The organism is Corynebacterium sp. (assembly GCF_022712275.1).
Classification (GTDB): Bacteria; Actinomycetota; Actinomycetes; order Mycobacteriales; family Mycobacteriaceae; genus Corynebacterium.
In genome coordinates, this window is the sequence record NZ_JALAGU010000048.1 from 1 (window position 1) to 14,491 (window position 14,491).

A 14,491-nucleotide genomic window follows, 5' to 3' on the forward strand; every position below is an offset into this window, starting at 1 on the left:
CCACTGTTCTCCCTGTCCCCACCTCCCCCACCAGCTGACACCCCGGGTCCGAGCCCGGGGAGAACGGAAACCCCGATGCCCGGACCAGCCTCCACCGACCTGAAAAGCCGGACCACCGTCCTCGTCTCTGTCCTGTGCGCCGCACTGGTCACGGCAGTGATCATCACCGTCGGCGTCATCGCCCTGCAGCGCTCCGGCGGGGACGGCGACACCACGGTGCCGGTCGGCTCCGACGGGCAGTCCGCGGAATCGCAGGCGCCTGCCATGTCCAGCTCCGCCACCTCCACATCCTCTGCAGCACCGTCGGCAACGCCCTCAAGGTCCGCCTCGGGATCGGCGTCCGCCCCGGCACCCGATGCATCGACCGGCGCAGCTACCGGCGGGGCCTCGGCCGGCGAACCGGCGGAAGGCAGAGGAAGCACCGGCGATACAGCCGACGCAGGCACCACCGACGGCACAGACAGCGTACCCACCCCGGGCACCGACGAACTCACCGACATCGTCCACCTGCTCACCGCGTCCGACGCCACCGACGCCGAGAAGGAGAAGTACCTCGAGTCCACCGACGCCCTCATCGTCCCGCAGACCGTCTCACGCGTCGGACTCTTCCGCGCACCCCGCGGCGGATCCGAGATCACCGGCCCCGTCGAACGCGACGGCGACACAGTCACCGCCCACCTCAACGCCTGGTCACAGGGAATACCCGATGTGTCGTTGCCGATCACCTTCGTCTACCGCGACGGAACATGGCGACTGTCCAGCGCCTCGGTCTGTACCGGCGTCCGCACCGTCGGCCTGCCCGTCTACTGCAACGCCTGAGCCGCCATGATCACCACCACCGACCTGACCTGTACCTTCGGACGGCGCCGACCTGTCACCCCGCTGCGGGGCATCACCCAGACCTTCCCCGACGGCCGGGTCACCTACGTCCTCGGACTCAACGGCACCGGCAAGTCCACCCTGCTGCGTCTGCTGTGCGGGGTGCGGCGTCCCACCGCGGGGCGCGTCCTCGTCGACGGGAGAGCACCGGACGCCTGGCCCGCCCCGGGGCGCCGGACCGGCATGTTCCTCGACACCGCCGCCGTGCACCCCGGCCACACCGGACGCCGTCACCTCCGGTGGCTCGCCGCCGCCTCCGGGCTGGACGCCGCCGAGGTCGACCGTCGGCTCACCGACGTGGGGCTCGACGTTGTCGCCGATGACGCGGTGTCCGGGTACTCCCTGGGGATGCGCCAGCGTCTCGGCATCGCCGGCGCACTGCTCGGCGACCCGCCCAATGTGATCCTCGACGAGCCGCTCAACGGCCTCGACATCGCCGGGGTGCTGTGGCTGCGCCGTCTGCTCCGTGGACTGGCCGCCGACGGGCGGTGCGTCATCGTCGCGAGTCACCACCTCAGCGAGGTCGAGCTGTCCGCGGACGCCGTTATGCTGCTCGAAGCCGGACACACCGTGGCCGCCGGTCCGCTCGACGAGGTGCGCGGGGAACATTCCAGTCTGGAGGACGCCGTGGTCGCCCTCGTCCCCCGCGCGGCCGGTTCCGCGGAGGTGCGGCGATGAGTGCGTTCCTGCGTAGTGCCCGGGCCGAGGCCGTGCGTCTCGGCGGACGCCGGGGACCGCTGCTCCGGGCGTCCCTCCCCCTGGGCCTGGTCCTCCCGCTGCTGGTCAGTGTTGTCGTCGCCGCCGTCGCAGAGAAGCTGCACGGCGATCCGGGAGACGGGTCCGGTGGACTCGGCGAGGCCCTGATCCGGGTCCGCGAGGTAGGCACCACGAACTCGCTGTACTGGGTGATCTCGTTGGGGATCACGGTGCATGCGGTGGTCGCGGCCTACGCCCAGGCGACGTCCACCCGCGGTGCGGTCGGTGAGCTGCGACGGCACCTCCTGCCCCGTATCCGGTGGGATCTTCCCGCGCGCTGGGCCGTCACGGGTGCGGTCGCGGCCCTGTCTTCGCTGGTGGCGGTGGTCACCCTGCTCGTGACGCTGCCGGCACTGTTCCCCGGTGTGTACGGGACGGTGTCCATCGGGTCGGACGCCGGGCTGCGGTTCCTGTGGACGGTGCCGCTGTACGCGGTGGCCGCGTCCGGCATCGGGGTGGGGCTCGGCGCACTGGTGCGGGTGCCGGCAGCTGCGGTCGCTGTGCTGACACTGTGGTCACTGCTCGTCGAGAGCGCCCTGGTCTACATCCCGAAGGGTGCCGACCTGCTGGGGTGGATGCCCTTTCTCAACGGGCAGTACGCGACGGGGCAGGATATCGCCCTGGAACCGGCCTGGGGACCGGACGGCGCGCTGCTCTATGTCTTCCTCGTTGCTGCAGTGCTGGTGGGCACCGGAACAGTGGCACTACGAAAAATACTGTGACGACATAACAGGTGACCGTTCGGCGGTACCTGATGGCGATACTGTCAGCAAAATCACCCCCGGCACCCCCCGGAGGCCAGAAGTGTGGAATGCATCACATCCACTGAAAAAGGTGGGTCTGACATGGTTCTTTGCAGGAAAGATCCGGCGTGGCCGGCGCAGATCCGATGCAGAATGCTCTGGTCGTCACAGCGGGGGTCTTGTTAGCGTCCCGTCACACCTTTTCCCCGACCGGAAGGATCTGCCCCATGACCGATACGTTCACCGGAGCTGTCGTCGAGGAGTTCGGCGCCCCCGTCGTCGTCAAGGACGTCGAACTGCCCACTCCCGGACACAACCAGGCTCTCGTCAAGCTCATCGCCTCCGGCATCTGCCACACCGACCTCCACGCCGCCCACGGCGACTGGCCGGTCAAGCCCGAGCCCCCGTTCATTCCCGGCCACGAAGGTGTCGGTGAGGTCGTCGAGCTCGGACCCGGCGACCACACCGTGAAGGTCGGCGACATCGTCGGCAACGCCTGGCTCTGGTCCGCCTGCGGGAACTGTGACCAGTGCCTGAAGGGCTGGGAGACGCTCTGCCCGAACGCGGAGTACGGCGGATACACCGTCGACGGTTCCTTCGGCACCTACATGCTCGTCGACACCCGCTTCGCCCCGAAGATCCCGGAAGGCGCTGACCCGCTGGAGGTCGCCCCGATCCTCTGCGCCGGCGTCACCGTCTACAAGGGCCTCAAGGTCTCCGAGACGAAGCCCGGCCAGTTCATGGTCATCTCCGGTGTCGGTGGTCTCGGTCACCTCGCCGTGCAGTACGCCAAGGCCATGGGCATGCGCGTCATCGCCGTCGACATCGCCGATGAGAAGCTGGCGCTGGCGAAGAAGCACGGTGCGGAGTTCACCGTCAACGCCGCCGAGGTCGACCCGGCCGAGGCCGTGCAGGAGTACACCGACGGCGGTGCCCACGGCATCCTCGTCACCGCGGTGCACCCCCAGGCGTTCGGCCAGGCGATCAACATGGCCCGCCGCGCCGGCACCATCGTCTTCAACGGCCTGCCCCCGGGAGAGTTCCCCGCCCCGATCTTCGACATCGTGCTCAAGGGTCTGACGATCCGCGGCTCGCTCGTCGGTGACCGCCAGGACCAGGTCGAGGCGCTGGACTTCTATGCCCGTGGCCTCATCCACCCGACGGTGACCGAGTGCCGCCTCGATGACGTCAACGAGGTCTTCACCAACATGGAGAAGGGCAAGATCGACGGACGTATGGCGATCCGCTACTGATCCGCTGCTTACCCCCTCCTGCGGATGTCCACCGATGTCCACCGATGTCCGAGATGTCCGCAGTACGTAGCGTGAGGCTGTTCTGACCCGGGTCAGAACAGCCTCACGCTGCGCGTTGCCGACATTGCGTAGTGCCGATACGGCGGGACGGTCGCTGTCACGCCCTGCCCGTGCGCTCGCGGTGCTTGCAGCCCGGCCAGCAGCAGGGACGCCGCTTCCCCTCCTCCAGTTCCTCACAGGTCCGACGGATACGTCGGTTACGGGTCCTGGCCTGCTTGGCGTCCCCGACCCAGCAGATGAACTCGTTGCGCCCCAACGGGGTGCACGCCTCCCACAGATCGAGGACGCTGCGGGCGACCGCCGGGCTGCCGTCGTCGCCCTCGCCACGGTCGCCGCCGAGGATCGCTGCGCGCAGGTCATCGGGCAGTTCGTGGACGACACCACCGGAGACGACCACTTCACTCACGTCACTCATGGACACGACGCTACCGGATCCGGGCGGGATTCACTCACACCCAGTCACACACCCAGTCACACATCAGTGCACGCGGGAACGCTGGCGTGTAATCATTCACACACTCCGCAGATCTGCTGCACGGCGGAAGGCGGGGAGGAGTCACCGAGGAAACGGGAAACAGCAGGCGGAGGAAACACCTACACCCGGTAGCGTTGCACCGCGGTCCAGGTCGGGTCGACCTCATCATCGAGGGACGCCTCGCCGAGTTCCCAGGTGGAGACCGTGGCGCGCAGGGAGTTGAGGATGTGGTCGAGGTCGGCTCCACCAGCCATGTCGGCACTGTCACCTGCGCCGATACCCAGGTAGTAGTGCAGCGTCACCGCATCCTGCCGGCCCACGCCATCCAGTCCGGCCCCGGGTTCACCGGTCCCGGCACCCTCCTGGTGGACCACAGCGACGAGCAGCCCCGCACGGTTCTCCCGGACGGTGGCCGACAGGGCGTCCTCCAGCGCGAGAACGGTGGAGCGGACCTGCGCGCCGGTGAGCTCCGTCGAGCGGAACGGGTCGATATGCAGCGTCACCGCGACATGGTGGTTACGGCCCGGGGCGACCGTCGGCGCCAGCGGCACGATCGTGCGCACCACCGCGTCCGCCCCGTTGACTTCCATGCGCAGCTCGGTGTGCGTCGGATGCCCGTCCGGATCCTTCGCGGAGGACGCCATGCGCGTCACGAGCCCGCACAGGTCAGCCATGCTCACGGCACGGTCCGGGCTATGGTCGGTGACCTCGATCGAACCGATCCAGGTCGCGACAGTCGCGGTACCCAGGGCGTCCTCCAGCAGCTGACGCGCCACCGCCGGGTCCGGGGTGGCGTCCTCGCCAGAAGACATGGCAGAGGGAGCGGCATCCGGAGAAACAGCTGCACCGAACAGTCCCGCACGCAGCGCCGCGGTCTTCGCCGAGCCCCACTGCGGGTGCCACACCGTCACATGGATGATGCTGTGTCCTGCTCGGATGCCGATGCAGCAGTCGGCGGGGTCATACAGGCGCTCACTCACAGAGCGTCGAGCGCCTGGGTGAGGTCGGCGATCAGGTCGTCGATGTCCTCGATGCCGATGGAGATGCGCACCAGGTCATCGGGCACCTCGAGGGCGGAGCCGGCGGCGGACTGGTGGGTCATCTTCGACGGGTGCTCCAGCAGGGACTCCACACCACCGAGCGACTCCGCCAGGCAGATCAGCCGGGTGGACTCGCAGAACTTCAGGGCGGCGTCTTCCCCTCCGGCGAAGCGGACAGAGACCATCGCGCCGAAGCCCTTCATCTGCTGCGCGGCGATGTCGTGGCCGGGGTGGTCCGACAGGCCCGGGTAGAGGACGGTGTGGATCTCGGGCCGGGACTGCAGGAACTCGGCGACAGCCTGGGCGTTCGCACAGTGGCGGTCCATGCGCACGCCGAGGGTCTTGATCCCGCGGTAGGTGAGGTAGGCGTCGAAGGGGCCGGGCACCGCACCCACGCCACCCTGCAGGAACAGCAGTTCACCGTCGAGATCCTCGTCATTGGTGACGACCACACCGCCGACCACGTCGGAATGTCCGCCGAGGTACTTCGTGGTGGAGTGCATGACGACGTCCGCGCCGAGGGCCAGCGGATTCTGCAGGTAGGGGCTGGCGAAGGTGTTGTCGACGACAAGCTTCGCACCGTGGCCGGCGTCCTTGATCGCGGCGGCGGTGGCGGCGATGTCGGTGATGCCGAGCATCGGGTTGGTCGGCGTTTCCAGCCAGACCAGCTTCGTCTCCGGACCCAGTGCCCCGACAATCTGGGCGGTGTCGGCGGTGTCGACGATGGAGCAGGTGACGCCCCACTCCTTGTAGGTGGTGTCGATGAGGCGGAAGGTTCCGCCGTAGGCGTCGGATCCGAGGATCAGGTGGTCGCCGGGACGCAGCAGGGCACGCAGCAGGGTGTCGGTGGCGGCCATGCCGGAGCCGAAGGCGCGGCCGAAGCGGGCACCTTCGAGGGCGGCGACGGCCTGCTCGACGGCGGTGACGGTCGGGTTGCCGCAGCGGGAGTACTCGAAACCGCCGCGGAGCTGCGCCACCCCGTCCTGGGCGTAGGTGGTGGAGGTGTAGACGGGCACGTTGACCGCACCGGTCTGGCCGTCCGGCTCGTAACCGGAGTGGATGGCGTTGGTGTTGAACCCGAAGGGGCGGCCGGTGGCGTCGGTCAGCCGGGCCGCGGCCGTGAGTGCGGCCTCGCGTCGCGCGGCGGTACCGGCGTCCGCCCGGTTCTCGTGCTCGGCGTGCTGTGCCTGATCGGCGCTGGTCATCGGGTGTTCTCCTGGGTGCTTCTCGTCGTTGCCCCGGGTCGACGTTCCGGGACAGTGCATGCGCAGGCCATCCTATCGGACAGAGCTGTCTGGCACGGCGTCCGGCATACTGTCTGGCATGGTTGAATCTGATCCTGCCGCCGTGCCCGCTGCTCCGGACGCCGCCCTCCGTGCTGAGGTGGACGCCGATCCGCGCTCCATGTGGGACCGCATGGTCGCCGGGGAGCTGTACCACGCCGATGACCCGGAGATCGCCGCCGCGGGCCTGGCCGCCCGTTCGGCATGCTGGAAACTGGGTCAGACCGACCCGGCGGACGTGGCGTCCTACGAGGAAATACTGAGCGACCTGCTCGGCTCGGTCGGGAAGGACGCCGTGGTCTGGCCCGGGCTGCGGGTGGACTACGGGCCGAACATCCACCTGGGTGATCGCGTGTTCCTCAACGTGGACGCCACGATCCTCGACGTCTGCCCGGTGCGTATAGGTAAGGACACGCGGATCGGGCCGGGCGTGCAGCTCCTCACGCCGCTGCACCCGCTGACCGACCATGCGCTGCGCGCGACGGGCTGGGAGTACGGGGCGCCGATCACCATCGGCGAGAACTGCTGGTTCGGCGGGAATGTCACGGTATGTGCCGGGGTGACCATCGGCGACAACGTGGTCGTCGGTGCGGGTGCCGTGGTGACCCGCGATCTGCCGTCCGGGGTGCTGGCCGTGGGGACGCCGGCGCGGGTGGTCCGGGAACTGTAGGACAGCGGGCACCTGCGCGCCAAAAGGTCAGGGGTAGCAACTTAACACCGGTGCCGACCCCCGGTAACAGGAGAACCGGGCAACCGGTTGGTGCGGGTGAAGTTTCTACTCCGCCACCGAAAGGCTCCCTGCATGAGCTCCGCCCGCCACCGCGCTGCTTCCCGTTCCACCCGATCCGCCCGCACCGGGCTCGCCACCACTGCGATGCAGCGGAAGAAGTGGCGTACCAGCATCCTCAGTCTCGGCGCGGTCACCGCACTGGGCGTCGGCGTGGCGGTCGGCCCGTCGGCATCTGCGGCGAACTCCTACACCGGCGACTTCAGCATGGATCAGCTCGATGACCTGCTGAACAACGACATGATCCTTGACTACCTCGAGGTCTGCCGCAACGCCGACGGCTCCACCCCGGTGCCCGAGGAGGGTTCGGAGGACGCCCGCCCGGTGGCGGTCGCGGACTGCTCCCGGGCGACCGGCGACGGCATCGCCATTGTCCTGCCGGACAACATTGAACTGGGGTCTGCCGCGGAGAACGTGACCGTTGACCTGGGTGATGACATCAAGATCCTCGGTTACACCTACGAGCTCGGCGAGCGGAACCTCTTCGAGATCCTCAGCGCGGCTGCGCTGGGAAGCGACACCATCAAGAGCGTCGTCGGCGCGCTCGGCCTGCCGCGGATCGACCCGTCGAAGCTCGGTGAGTACAGCTCCTACGAGCAGGTTCAGGCTGATGCGGCGCTGCCGTACGAGGCCGCCTACCGTAGTGAAAGAGGAGAGTGCAACAAGTGGTTGCTCGGGTTATGCATCGGCTGGGAAACCGTCAGCGTCGAGTACGACGCCAACCTCGAGAGGCGCGCCGACGCCCTGAAGATCGCCGAGTACCTCACCGGCCACACCTACGACGCGTCCCGCCCCGTCGAGCTGCCCGACCTGGCGTCCTCCGGCCCCCGCGGCACCGCCACGATCGCCGGCGACGGCATCAGTGTCGCCGCCGCGATGCGCGACGGCAATGCCCTGGCCGAGGCCAAGAAGCTCTTCGGCCTTCCGGCCGCTGCTCTCGCCGGTGCCGACCAGGGACGCAGCTCTATCGCGCACTCCACCCTCGGCATCTCCACCGCACTGAACATGGACACCAACGAGATCGGCCTGACCTGGTTCGGCCAGGCGCTCGACCTCACCAAGCTCCGCGATCTGGGCATCGAGAAGTACGCTGGCGACGAGGTCATGGACCTCCTCGACACCGCCGAGAACCTCGACATCCCGAAGCTCAAGGAGGTCTCCTGCTTCGGCATCTCCGCGTCCGCCACCGCTGAAGGCCTCGGCTCCTGCACAAACATCCTGGGCACCTTCGACCGCTACGAGGACCTGCGCGACCCGGTCGTCGGAGAATCCCGCCAGACCCAGTGGGGCCTGACCGACCTGTCCTCCCTCGTCCTCGGTAATGATGCCCTGGTCAAGCAGCTCACCGGGGACGCTGGATCCACCCCGTTCCTCGACGACCTGATGACCAACATCACCAGCGAGGAAGGACGCCTGAAGTTCGCCAAGGACTTTGTCCGTCTGACCAGGAACGTCACGACCGAGGAGGTCGAGGTTCCGGTGCTCGATGACGAGGGCAACCCGCTCCTCGACGAGGACGGTGACGCAGTCACCGAGAAAACCACGCGGCAGACCACGGCAGCCTGGTTGACCTCGGACTACGGTCTGCGCGAGCCGGTGACCGTGGAGTGGTTCGGCCACCGCGTGGTCTTCTTCCCGGGCGTCGACGTCAACGGTTCGACCCGTCCGAACCTGCTCAGTCTGCCGCAGATCGAGAAGATCGCCGACGATGCCGACACCGGCCTGCTCCCCAAGGTCAGCCTCGTGACCTGGGACAACGCCTTCGGCCTGGGCACGGTCACCCTGGACGATCTCACCCGTCCGGACCGGATCTTCACGAACTGGGCCAAGAGCGTCACCCTGCCGTCCGATCTGAAGTGGATCGGTGATCTGCTGGGTCTCGGCAAGGATGATGAATCCGCCGACGATGCAGAGGACGGCACCGGCACCTGCGACACCGCTGACGGTACAGACGAGTCCGGGGAGTCCGGGGAGTACGGGGACAACGAGGACTGCGGAGAGGAAGCAGCCGGCCGATCGGCTGACGGCTCAGGTTCCGCTTCCGACGGGTCTTCCACGTCCACCACGCCGGCGGGCCAGGGCCTGGACGAGGACGACGCCACCAGCCGGCGCTCCGGTGAACCCACCGACACGACCGTGATCCGTCCGTCCGCCGGGACTACGGCACCTGCGGAATCGGGCGGTGCCACCGACCCCTCTCCCGGGCCGACCACCGCGTCCCCCACCCAGGATGACGAGCCGACTGACGAATCCGGTGCCACCAGCGGCGAGCCGGTCGACGATCCCGCTGCGGACACTGAGGACACTGAGGACGCTGAGGACACTGAGGGCGCCGACGAGGCCACCTCCTAGTCACTCCCCCTTGTCGGCACCAGAACCGAGCGTGCTGCAGTCGTCGATGTCCGGCGTCCCGGCGGCGGCGACGGCGCCACGGGAGAGGACGTGTTTGATCGATGAGGTGAACGTCATGGGGAAGAGTAGATTATACGGCTGTTCATCTCATGTTAAGAACCTCGTACTTCTGCGCTCATAACCGCTTCACCGGTCGCCCGTAGCGTCCTGCAGCATGACCGTTTCACGAACAGTTCTCGCCGCCCTCGGCGCCTCCACCCTCCTCGTCACCGCCGCCTGCAGCAGTGGGGATGACGACAGCACCGACAGCACTGCCACTGCGGCGTCCTCCGAAGCCGGCGCCCTCGCCGAGCGCTCCGCCGACGGCGACATCACCACCAACGGTGGTGCCCGACGCCTCGACGGCGACCAGACCGACTACATCCGGGACGCCATGCGCGACGCCGGCGCGAAGAACGTCATCCTCCTCATCGGCGACGGCATGGGCGATTCCGAGATCACCGCCGCACGTAACTACGCCGAAGGCGCCGCCGGCCAGTTCGCCGGCATCGACGCCCTCCCCGTCTCCGGCCAGTACACCCACTATTCACTGAACAAGGACGGCTCGCCGAACTACGTCACCGACTCCGCCGCGTCCGGCACCGCCTGGGCCACCGGGACAAAGAGCTACAACGGCGCGATCGGCGTCGACATCCACGGCGAGGCGCAGCAGAACCTCATCGAGAAGGCGAAGGACGCCGGCCTGGCCACCGGCAATGTCTCCACCGCCGAGATCCAGGACGCCACCCCCGCCGTCCAGGCCGCACACGTCGAACAGCGCAAGTGCTACGGCCCGGAGGACACCGAGAAATGCGGCGATGACCTGCTGGAGAACGGGGGCTCCGGCTCCATTTCCGAGCAGATCCTCGACACCCGCGCCGACGTCACCCTCGGTGGTGGCGCCGAAAGCTTCGGACAGACCGCCAAAGCCGGCGACTGGGAGGGGAAGACCCTCATCGAGCAGGCCACCGAACGTGGCTACCAGCTGCCGACGACCGCCGCCGAGCTCGACGAGATCACCGCCGCCGACCAGGACGCCCCGGTCCTCGGCCTGTTCAGCGACGGCAATATGCCGGTACGTTGGGAAGGTGAGAAGGCGGTGAAGGAGGGCTACCTCCAGCCCGCGGAGACCTGCACCGACAACCCGGAGCGCACCGCCGAGGTGCCGCTGCTCGCCGACATGACCTCCAAGGCCATCGACCTACTCTCCGAGAACGACAACGGCAAGGAGAACGGCTTCTTCCTGCAGGTCGAAGGTGCCTCGATCGACAAGGAGGACCACGCGGCGAACCCCTGCGGACAGATCGGCGAGACCGTCGACCTCGACGAGGCGGTGCAGAAGGCCCTCGAGTTCGCCGAGGCCGACGGCGAGACCCTCGTCCTCGTCACCGCCGATCACGCGCACACCAGCCAGATCGTCGCCCCGGTGTCGGAGGAGGACATCGAGGGCATCGCCGAGGACGCCGGCGTCTCCGTCGAAGAGGCCCGCGCCTCCGTCTACCCGGGTCTGTCCCGCAATCTCACCACGAAGGACGGCTCGGAGATGACCGTCGCCTACGCCACCTCCGACAACCAGGACACCACCGACCAGGGTCACACCGGCACCCAGCTGCGCCTCGCGGCCTACGGCCCGGGCGCGGCAAACGCCACCGGCCTGACCGACCAGACCGACCTGCACTTCACCATCGCGGACGCACTGGGGCTCGAGGACTAGTTGTAGTTCCCCCGGACGCGGTCACCGACCCGCACCGACCGCCATACTCTACCCCTGCCACCATGTGAACATCTTGTTTCACATGGTGGCAGCGTCCTACAGTCACCCCATGACGTTCAAGAAACTCAGCGGCATGCTGCTCTTCCGCATTGTGGTCGCCATCATCCTCGGCATCCTCTGCAGCCTGTTCTTCCCGGACTGGCTGGGCCGCGTGTTCGTGACCTTCAACGGACTGTTCAGCAACTTCCTCGGACTGTTCATCCCGGTCCTCATCTTCTCGCTGATCACCCCGGCGATCGCCAACATCGGCCGCGGCGCAGGCAAGTGGCTGGGCCTCACCGCCGGCATCGCCTACGCGTCCACCATCATCTCGGGTCTCGTCGCCTTCGGTGTCGCCTCGGCGTCCTACAACTGGCTGCTCGGCGACAAGTCACTCGACACCCTCGATGACATCGACGAAGGTGCACTGACCACCTACTTCGACATCGAGATGCCCGCACCCTTCGAGGTGATGACCGCCCTCATCCTCGCCTTCTGCATCGGCCTCGCGATGACCGCGGTGCGCTCCGAGGTCCTCCGTGCCGGCGTGAACGAGCTCGAGGGCATCGTCATGAAGGTCATCAAGGTCTTCGTCATCCCGCTGCTGCCGCTGTTCGTCTTCGGCACCTTCCTCGGCATGGGCATGAACGGCACCCTGCTGGACGTCATCGGTGCGTTCATCAAGGTCCTCATCCTCGCCGTCGTCATGACGGTCCTTCTGGTCATCGCCCAGTACCTGGTCACCGGCGCGATCACGAAGACGAACCCCTTCAAGGCCCTGTGGACGATGATGCCCGCCTACGCCACCGCGCTCGGCACCTCCTCCTCGGCGGCGACCATCCCGGTCACCCTGGAAGCCACGAAGAAGAACGGTGTCTCCCCGAACGTCGCCGGCTTCACCGTCCCGCTGTGTGCGACGATCCACCTCGCCGGCTCGATGATGAAGATCAGCCTCTTCGCCCTGGCCGTGATCCACATGTTCGACATAGACGTCTCCACCGGGAAGTTCATCGGCTTCCTGCTGCTGCTCGGCATCATGATGATCGCCGCCCCGGGTGTGCCCGGTGGTGCGATCATGGCCGCCGTCGGCGTCCTCGGTGACCAGCTCGGCTTCGACCAGGACCAGATCGCCATCATGATCGCGGCCTACATCGCCATCGACTCCTTCGGCACCGCCGCGAACGTCACCGGCGACGGCGCGATCGCCCTGATCGTCAACAAGATCTCAGGCGGTCAGCTCGGGATGGACTCCCGCGAGGCGGAGATCAACGAGGCCGCCGCCGAGTCCATCACGGACGCCCGGAACTGATCCAGAACTGATCAGGAACTGATCAGGACGCCACGACTGCCCCGTCACGCAGCGTCACCACGGCATCCGCAACATCGAGCTGGCTACGGTCGTGGGTGACGAGGACGGTCGCCAGTCCGAGCTCGTCGGTGAGACCACGGAGCAGCTCGACGATCGTGCGGGAGAGCGCGGCGTCCAGTGCCGAGGTCGGTTCGTCGGCAAGCAGCACCCGGGGGGATCCGGTGAGCGCGCGGGCGATATTCACCCGCTGGCGCTGACCACCGGAGAGCTGGTGGACGCGGCGGTCACCGTACCCGCCCAGGCCGACGCGCTCCAGCAGTGCGTCAGCTTTCCTCTTCTCTGTGGCACCAGGACGCCTGCCCTGGATGTGGTCGACGATGAGCAGCTGCTCACGGACCCGTAGCGAACTGAAGAGATTCGCGGACTGGAAGACCATGCCGGTGCGGTCGCGGTGCACCTGCCCTGCGTCCGGGACGGTGAGTCCGGCGGCGACGGAGAGCAGTGTGGACTTGCCGCAGCCGGACTCGCCGACCACTGCCGTGACAGTCCCCGGCGCGGCGGTGAGAGAGACATGGTCGAGTGCGGTGACGGTGCGGTCACCGTCGGGGTAGCGGACACTGACGTCGGTCAGGGTGAGTGTGTTCGTCATCAGGATGTCGCCTCCATGGCGATGCGGGGATCGGTGGACAGGACGCGGCGGGTGGCGACGAGTGCGCCGACCACACCGAGGATGAGGACGCCGGCCGACGGCACCACCACGGTCGTCGCGGACAGGCTGAAAGGCACCATGGACCCGGCGACTGTGCCGAGCCCCAGCCCGGCGAGTGCGCCCACCGCCACTCCGGCGACGAGGACCACGACAGCCTGGCCGAGAGCGTCACGGAAGACATAGGCCTTCGTTGCCCCCAGTGCCCGCAGCACGGCGATGTCGCGGGTCCGCTGAATCGTCCAGACGGACAGGAAGGCCACGATGACCAGCGCGGAGATGCCGTAGAGCAGCCCCTGGATCGCGACCAGGGAACCACGCTCAGAGGTGTAGGCGCTCAACCCGGAGAAGGAGTCCTTCACCGTGAGGGCAGTGGTGCCGGTGGCGGCTGCGGTGGCGTCCCAGTCGGCGGAGGAACCGTCGGCCATGAGCACGGTCGGGTCATCGGTGTGGGCGACGGCCTGCCAGGTGCCGAGATCCACCAGCGCCACCGGCAGGTGACTGTACTGCAGTTCAGGGGCGGTGGAGGGGGCGACCGGCACGTCGACACCACCCAGGTCGACGGAGGTGGCGTCCCCGGTGATACCCCTGAGAGCCGGGGGCAGCAGCGCGGCGTCGGCGGACACCGTCGCCCCGCCCACCGTGGTCCCGGCGGGCAGACCGAAGACGGCGACGGTTCCGGTGGAGCGTGTCCCGCCGTCACTGGCGGTCATCCTGGTCTGGGTGATGCCCAACGGCGTCACGGCGTCCACCCCGGTGGTCCCTGCCCAGGTGGTCGCGGCGTCCTGTCCGACTGAGGATCCGGCGAAGGAGAAGGAGCCGTCTTCACCGGTGGTACCGATGAACCGGTCGGGGTGGAGAGCCTCGAGGGCGGAGGTGTTCTGCTTCCCCAGGCCCGCGGTGAGTCCGGTGAGCATGACGATGAGCAGGGTGACGAGTCCGACGACGGACCCGATGAGGACGAATCGGCCGGTGGCGGCGCGGATGTCCCGGAATGCCAGGTACACGGCATTCTCCTTTCTGTTGCCGAGTCCCATGCTTCGCCCCGGGACGCTG

At 67.8% G+C, this 14,491-nt stretch carries 13 protein-coding genes; 8 read left to right on the forward strand and 5 right to left on the reverse strand.

Going from position 1 to position 14,491, the window contains the following annotated elements; genetic code table 11:
• Window positions 1-75: 75 nt before the first annotated feature.
• The 4 genes from Q0A27_RS11215 to adhP all read left to right on the forward strand — a co-directional run bounded on the left by Q0A27_RS11215 (window position 76) and on the right by adhP (window position 3,631).
• Window positions 76-819, forward strand: coding sequence for a hypothetical protein (locus Q0A27_RS11215; RefSeq protein ID WP_291475517.1), 744 nt, complete (start codon window positions 76-78; stop codon window positions 817-819).
• Between the two features lie 6 nt (window positions 820-825).
• On the forward strand, window positions 826-1,557 hold the full coding sequence (locus tag Q0A27_RS11220) for an ABC transporter ATP-binding protein (RefSeq protein WP_291475518.1): 732 nt from the start codon (window positions 826-828) through the stop codon (window positions 1,555-1,557).
• On the forward strand, window positions 1,554-2,357 hold the full coding sequence (locus Q0A27_RS11225; RefSeq protein ID WP_291475519.1) for a hypothetical protein: 804 nt from the start codon (window positions 1,554-1,556) through the stop codon (window positions 2,355-2,357). Before Q0A27_RS11220 ends, Q0A27_RS11225 begins: the two co-directional genes overlap by 4 nt.
• Window positions 2,358-2,605: 248 nt before the next feature.
• Window positions 2,606-3,631: an alcohol dehydrogenase AdhP gene (gene adhP, locus Q0A27_RS11230; protein WP_291475520.1), complete on the forward strand. Its 1,026-nt coding sequence runs from the start codon at window positions 2,606-2,608 to the stop codon at window positions 3,629-3,631.
• A gap of 157 nt (window positions 3,632-3,788) precedes the next feature.
• Here adhP and Q0A27_RS11235 read toward each other — a convergent pair whose 3' ends face one another.
• The 3 genes from Q0A27_RS11235 to Q0A27_RS11245 all read right to left on the reverse strand — a co-directional run bounded on the left by Q0A27_RS11235 (window position 3,789) and on the right by Q0A27_RS11245 (window position 6,411).
• A complete protein-coding gene (locus Q0A27_RS11235) occupies window positions 3,789-4,097 on the reverse strand; it encodes a YdeI/OmpD-associated family protein (RefSeq protein WP_291475601.1) in 309 nt (102 codons plus the stop codon).
• A gap of 188 nt (window positions 4,098-4,285) precedes the next feature.
• Window positions 4,286-5,146: a hypothetical protein gene (locus tag Q0A27_RS11240; RefSeq protein WP_291475521.1), complete on the reverse strand. Its 861-nt coding sequence runs from the start codon at window positions 5,144-5,146 to the stop codon at window positions 4,286-4,288.
• Window positions 5,143-6,411: a cystathionine gamma-synthase gene (locus tag Q0A27_RS11245; RefSeq protein WP_291475522.1), complete on the reverse strand. Its 1,269-nt coding sequence runs from the start codon at window positions 6,409-6,411 to the stop codon at window positions 5,143-5,145. Before Q0A27_RS11245 ends, Q0A27_RS11240 begins: the two co-directional genes overlap by 4 nt.
• A gap of 118 nt (window positions 6,412-6,529) precedes the next feature.
• On the opposite strand from Q0A27_RS11245, the gene Q0A27_RS11250 reads away from it, so the two are divergent.
• From Q0A27_RS11250 to Q0A27_RS11265, 4 genes are all read left to right on the forward strand, one after another.
• Window positions 6,530-7,159: a sugar O-acetyltransferase gene (locus Q0A27_RS11250; RefSeq protein WP_291475523.1), complete on the forward strand. Its 630-nt coding sequence runs from the start codon at window positions 6,530-6,532 to the stop codon at window positions 7,157-7,159.
• Window positions 7,160-7,291: 132 nt separating this feature from the next.
• Window positions 7,292-9,628, forward strand: coding sequence for a hypothetical protein (locus tag Q0A27_RS11255; RefSeq protein ID WP_291475524.1), 2,337 nt, complete (start codon window positions 7,292-7,294; stop codon window positions 9,626-9,628).
• Window positions 9,629-9,842: 214 nt separating this feature from the next.
• Entirely contained in the window at window positions 9,843-11,381 is a 1,539-nt protein-coding gene (phoA, locus tag Q0A27_RS11260) for an alkaline phosphatase (RefSeq protein WP_291475525.1), read from the forward strand.
• A 109-nt stretch (window positions 11,382-11,490) separates the two neighbouring features.
• Window positions 11,491-12,729 carry a dicarboxylate/amino acid:cation symporter gene (locus tag Q0A27_RS11265; RefSeq protein WP_291475526.1) on the forward strand — a complete coding sequence of 413 codons (1,239 nt, stop codon included), beginning with the start codon at window positions 11,491-11,493 and terminating at the stop codon, window positions 12,727-12,729.
• Between the two features lie 22 nt (window positions 12,730-12,751).
• Here Q0A27_RS11265 and Q0A27_RS11270 read toward each other — a convergent pair whose 3' ends face one another.
• Both Q0A27_RS11270 and Q0A27_RS11275 read right to left on the reverse strand, forming a co-directional pair.
• A complete protein-coding gene (locus Q0A27_RS11270) occupies window positions 12,752-13,378 on the reverse strand; it encodes an ABC transporter ATP-binding protein (protein ID WP_291475527.1) in 627 nt (208 codons plus the stop codon).
• A complete protein-coding gene (locus tag Q0A27_RS11275; RefSeq protein ID WP_291475528.1) occupies window positions 13,378-14,442 on the reverse strand; it encodes an ABC transporter permease in 1,065 nt (354 codons plus the stop codon). Before Q0A27_RS11275 ends, Q0A27_RS11270 begins: the two co-directional genes overlap by 1 nt.
• Window positions 14,443-14,491: the final 49 nt, after the last annotated feature.

Excerpts from the sequence above, each read along its gene's own strand:
- Q0A27_RS11265 (WP_291475526.1), top strand. The coding sequence starts at position 11,491 with ATGACGTTCAAGAAACTCAGCGGCATGCTGCTCTTCCGCATTGTGGTC.
- phoA (WP_291475525.1), top strand. The coding sequence starts at position 9,843 with ATGACCGTTTCACGAACAGTTCTCGCCGCCCTCGGCGCCTCCACCCTC.
- Q0A27_RS11250 (WP_291475523.1), top strand. The coding sequence starts at position 6,530 with ATGGTTGAATCTGATCCTGCCGCCGTGCCCGCTGCTCCGGACGCCGCC.
- Q0A27_RS11215 (WP_291475517.1), top strand. The coding sequence starts at position 76 with ATGCCCGGACCAGCCTCCACCGACCTGAAAAGCCGGACCACCGTCCTC.
- Q0A27_RS11270 (WP_291475527.1), bottom strand. The coding sequence starts at position 13,378 with ATGACGAACACACTCACCCTGACCGACGTCAGTGTCCGCTACCCCGAC.
- Q0A27_RS11225 (WP_291475519.1), top strand. The coding sequence starts at position 1,554 with ATGAGTGCGTTCCTGCGTAGTGCCCGGGCCGAGGCCGTGCGTCTCGGC.
- Q0A27_RS11255 (WP_291475524.1), top strand. The coding sequence starts at position 7,292 with ATGAGCTCCGCCCGCCACCGCGCTGCTTCCCGTTCCACCCGATCCGCC.
- adhP (WP_291475520.1), top strand. The coding sequence starts at position 2,606 with ATGACCGATACGTTCACCGGAGCTGTCGTCGAGGAGTTCGGCGCCCCC.
- Q0A27_RS11245 (WP_291475522.1), bottom strand. The coding sequence starts at position 6,411 with ATGACCAGCGCCGATCAGGCACAGCACGCCGAGCACGAGAACCGGGCG.
- Q0A27_RS11220 (WP_291475518.1), top strand. The coding sequence starts at position 826 with ATGATCACCACCACCGACCTGACCTGTACCTTCGGACGGCGCCGACCT.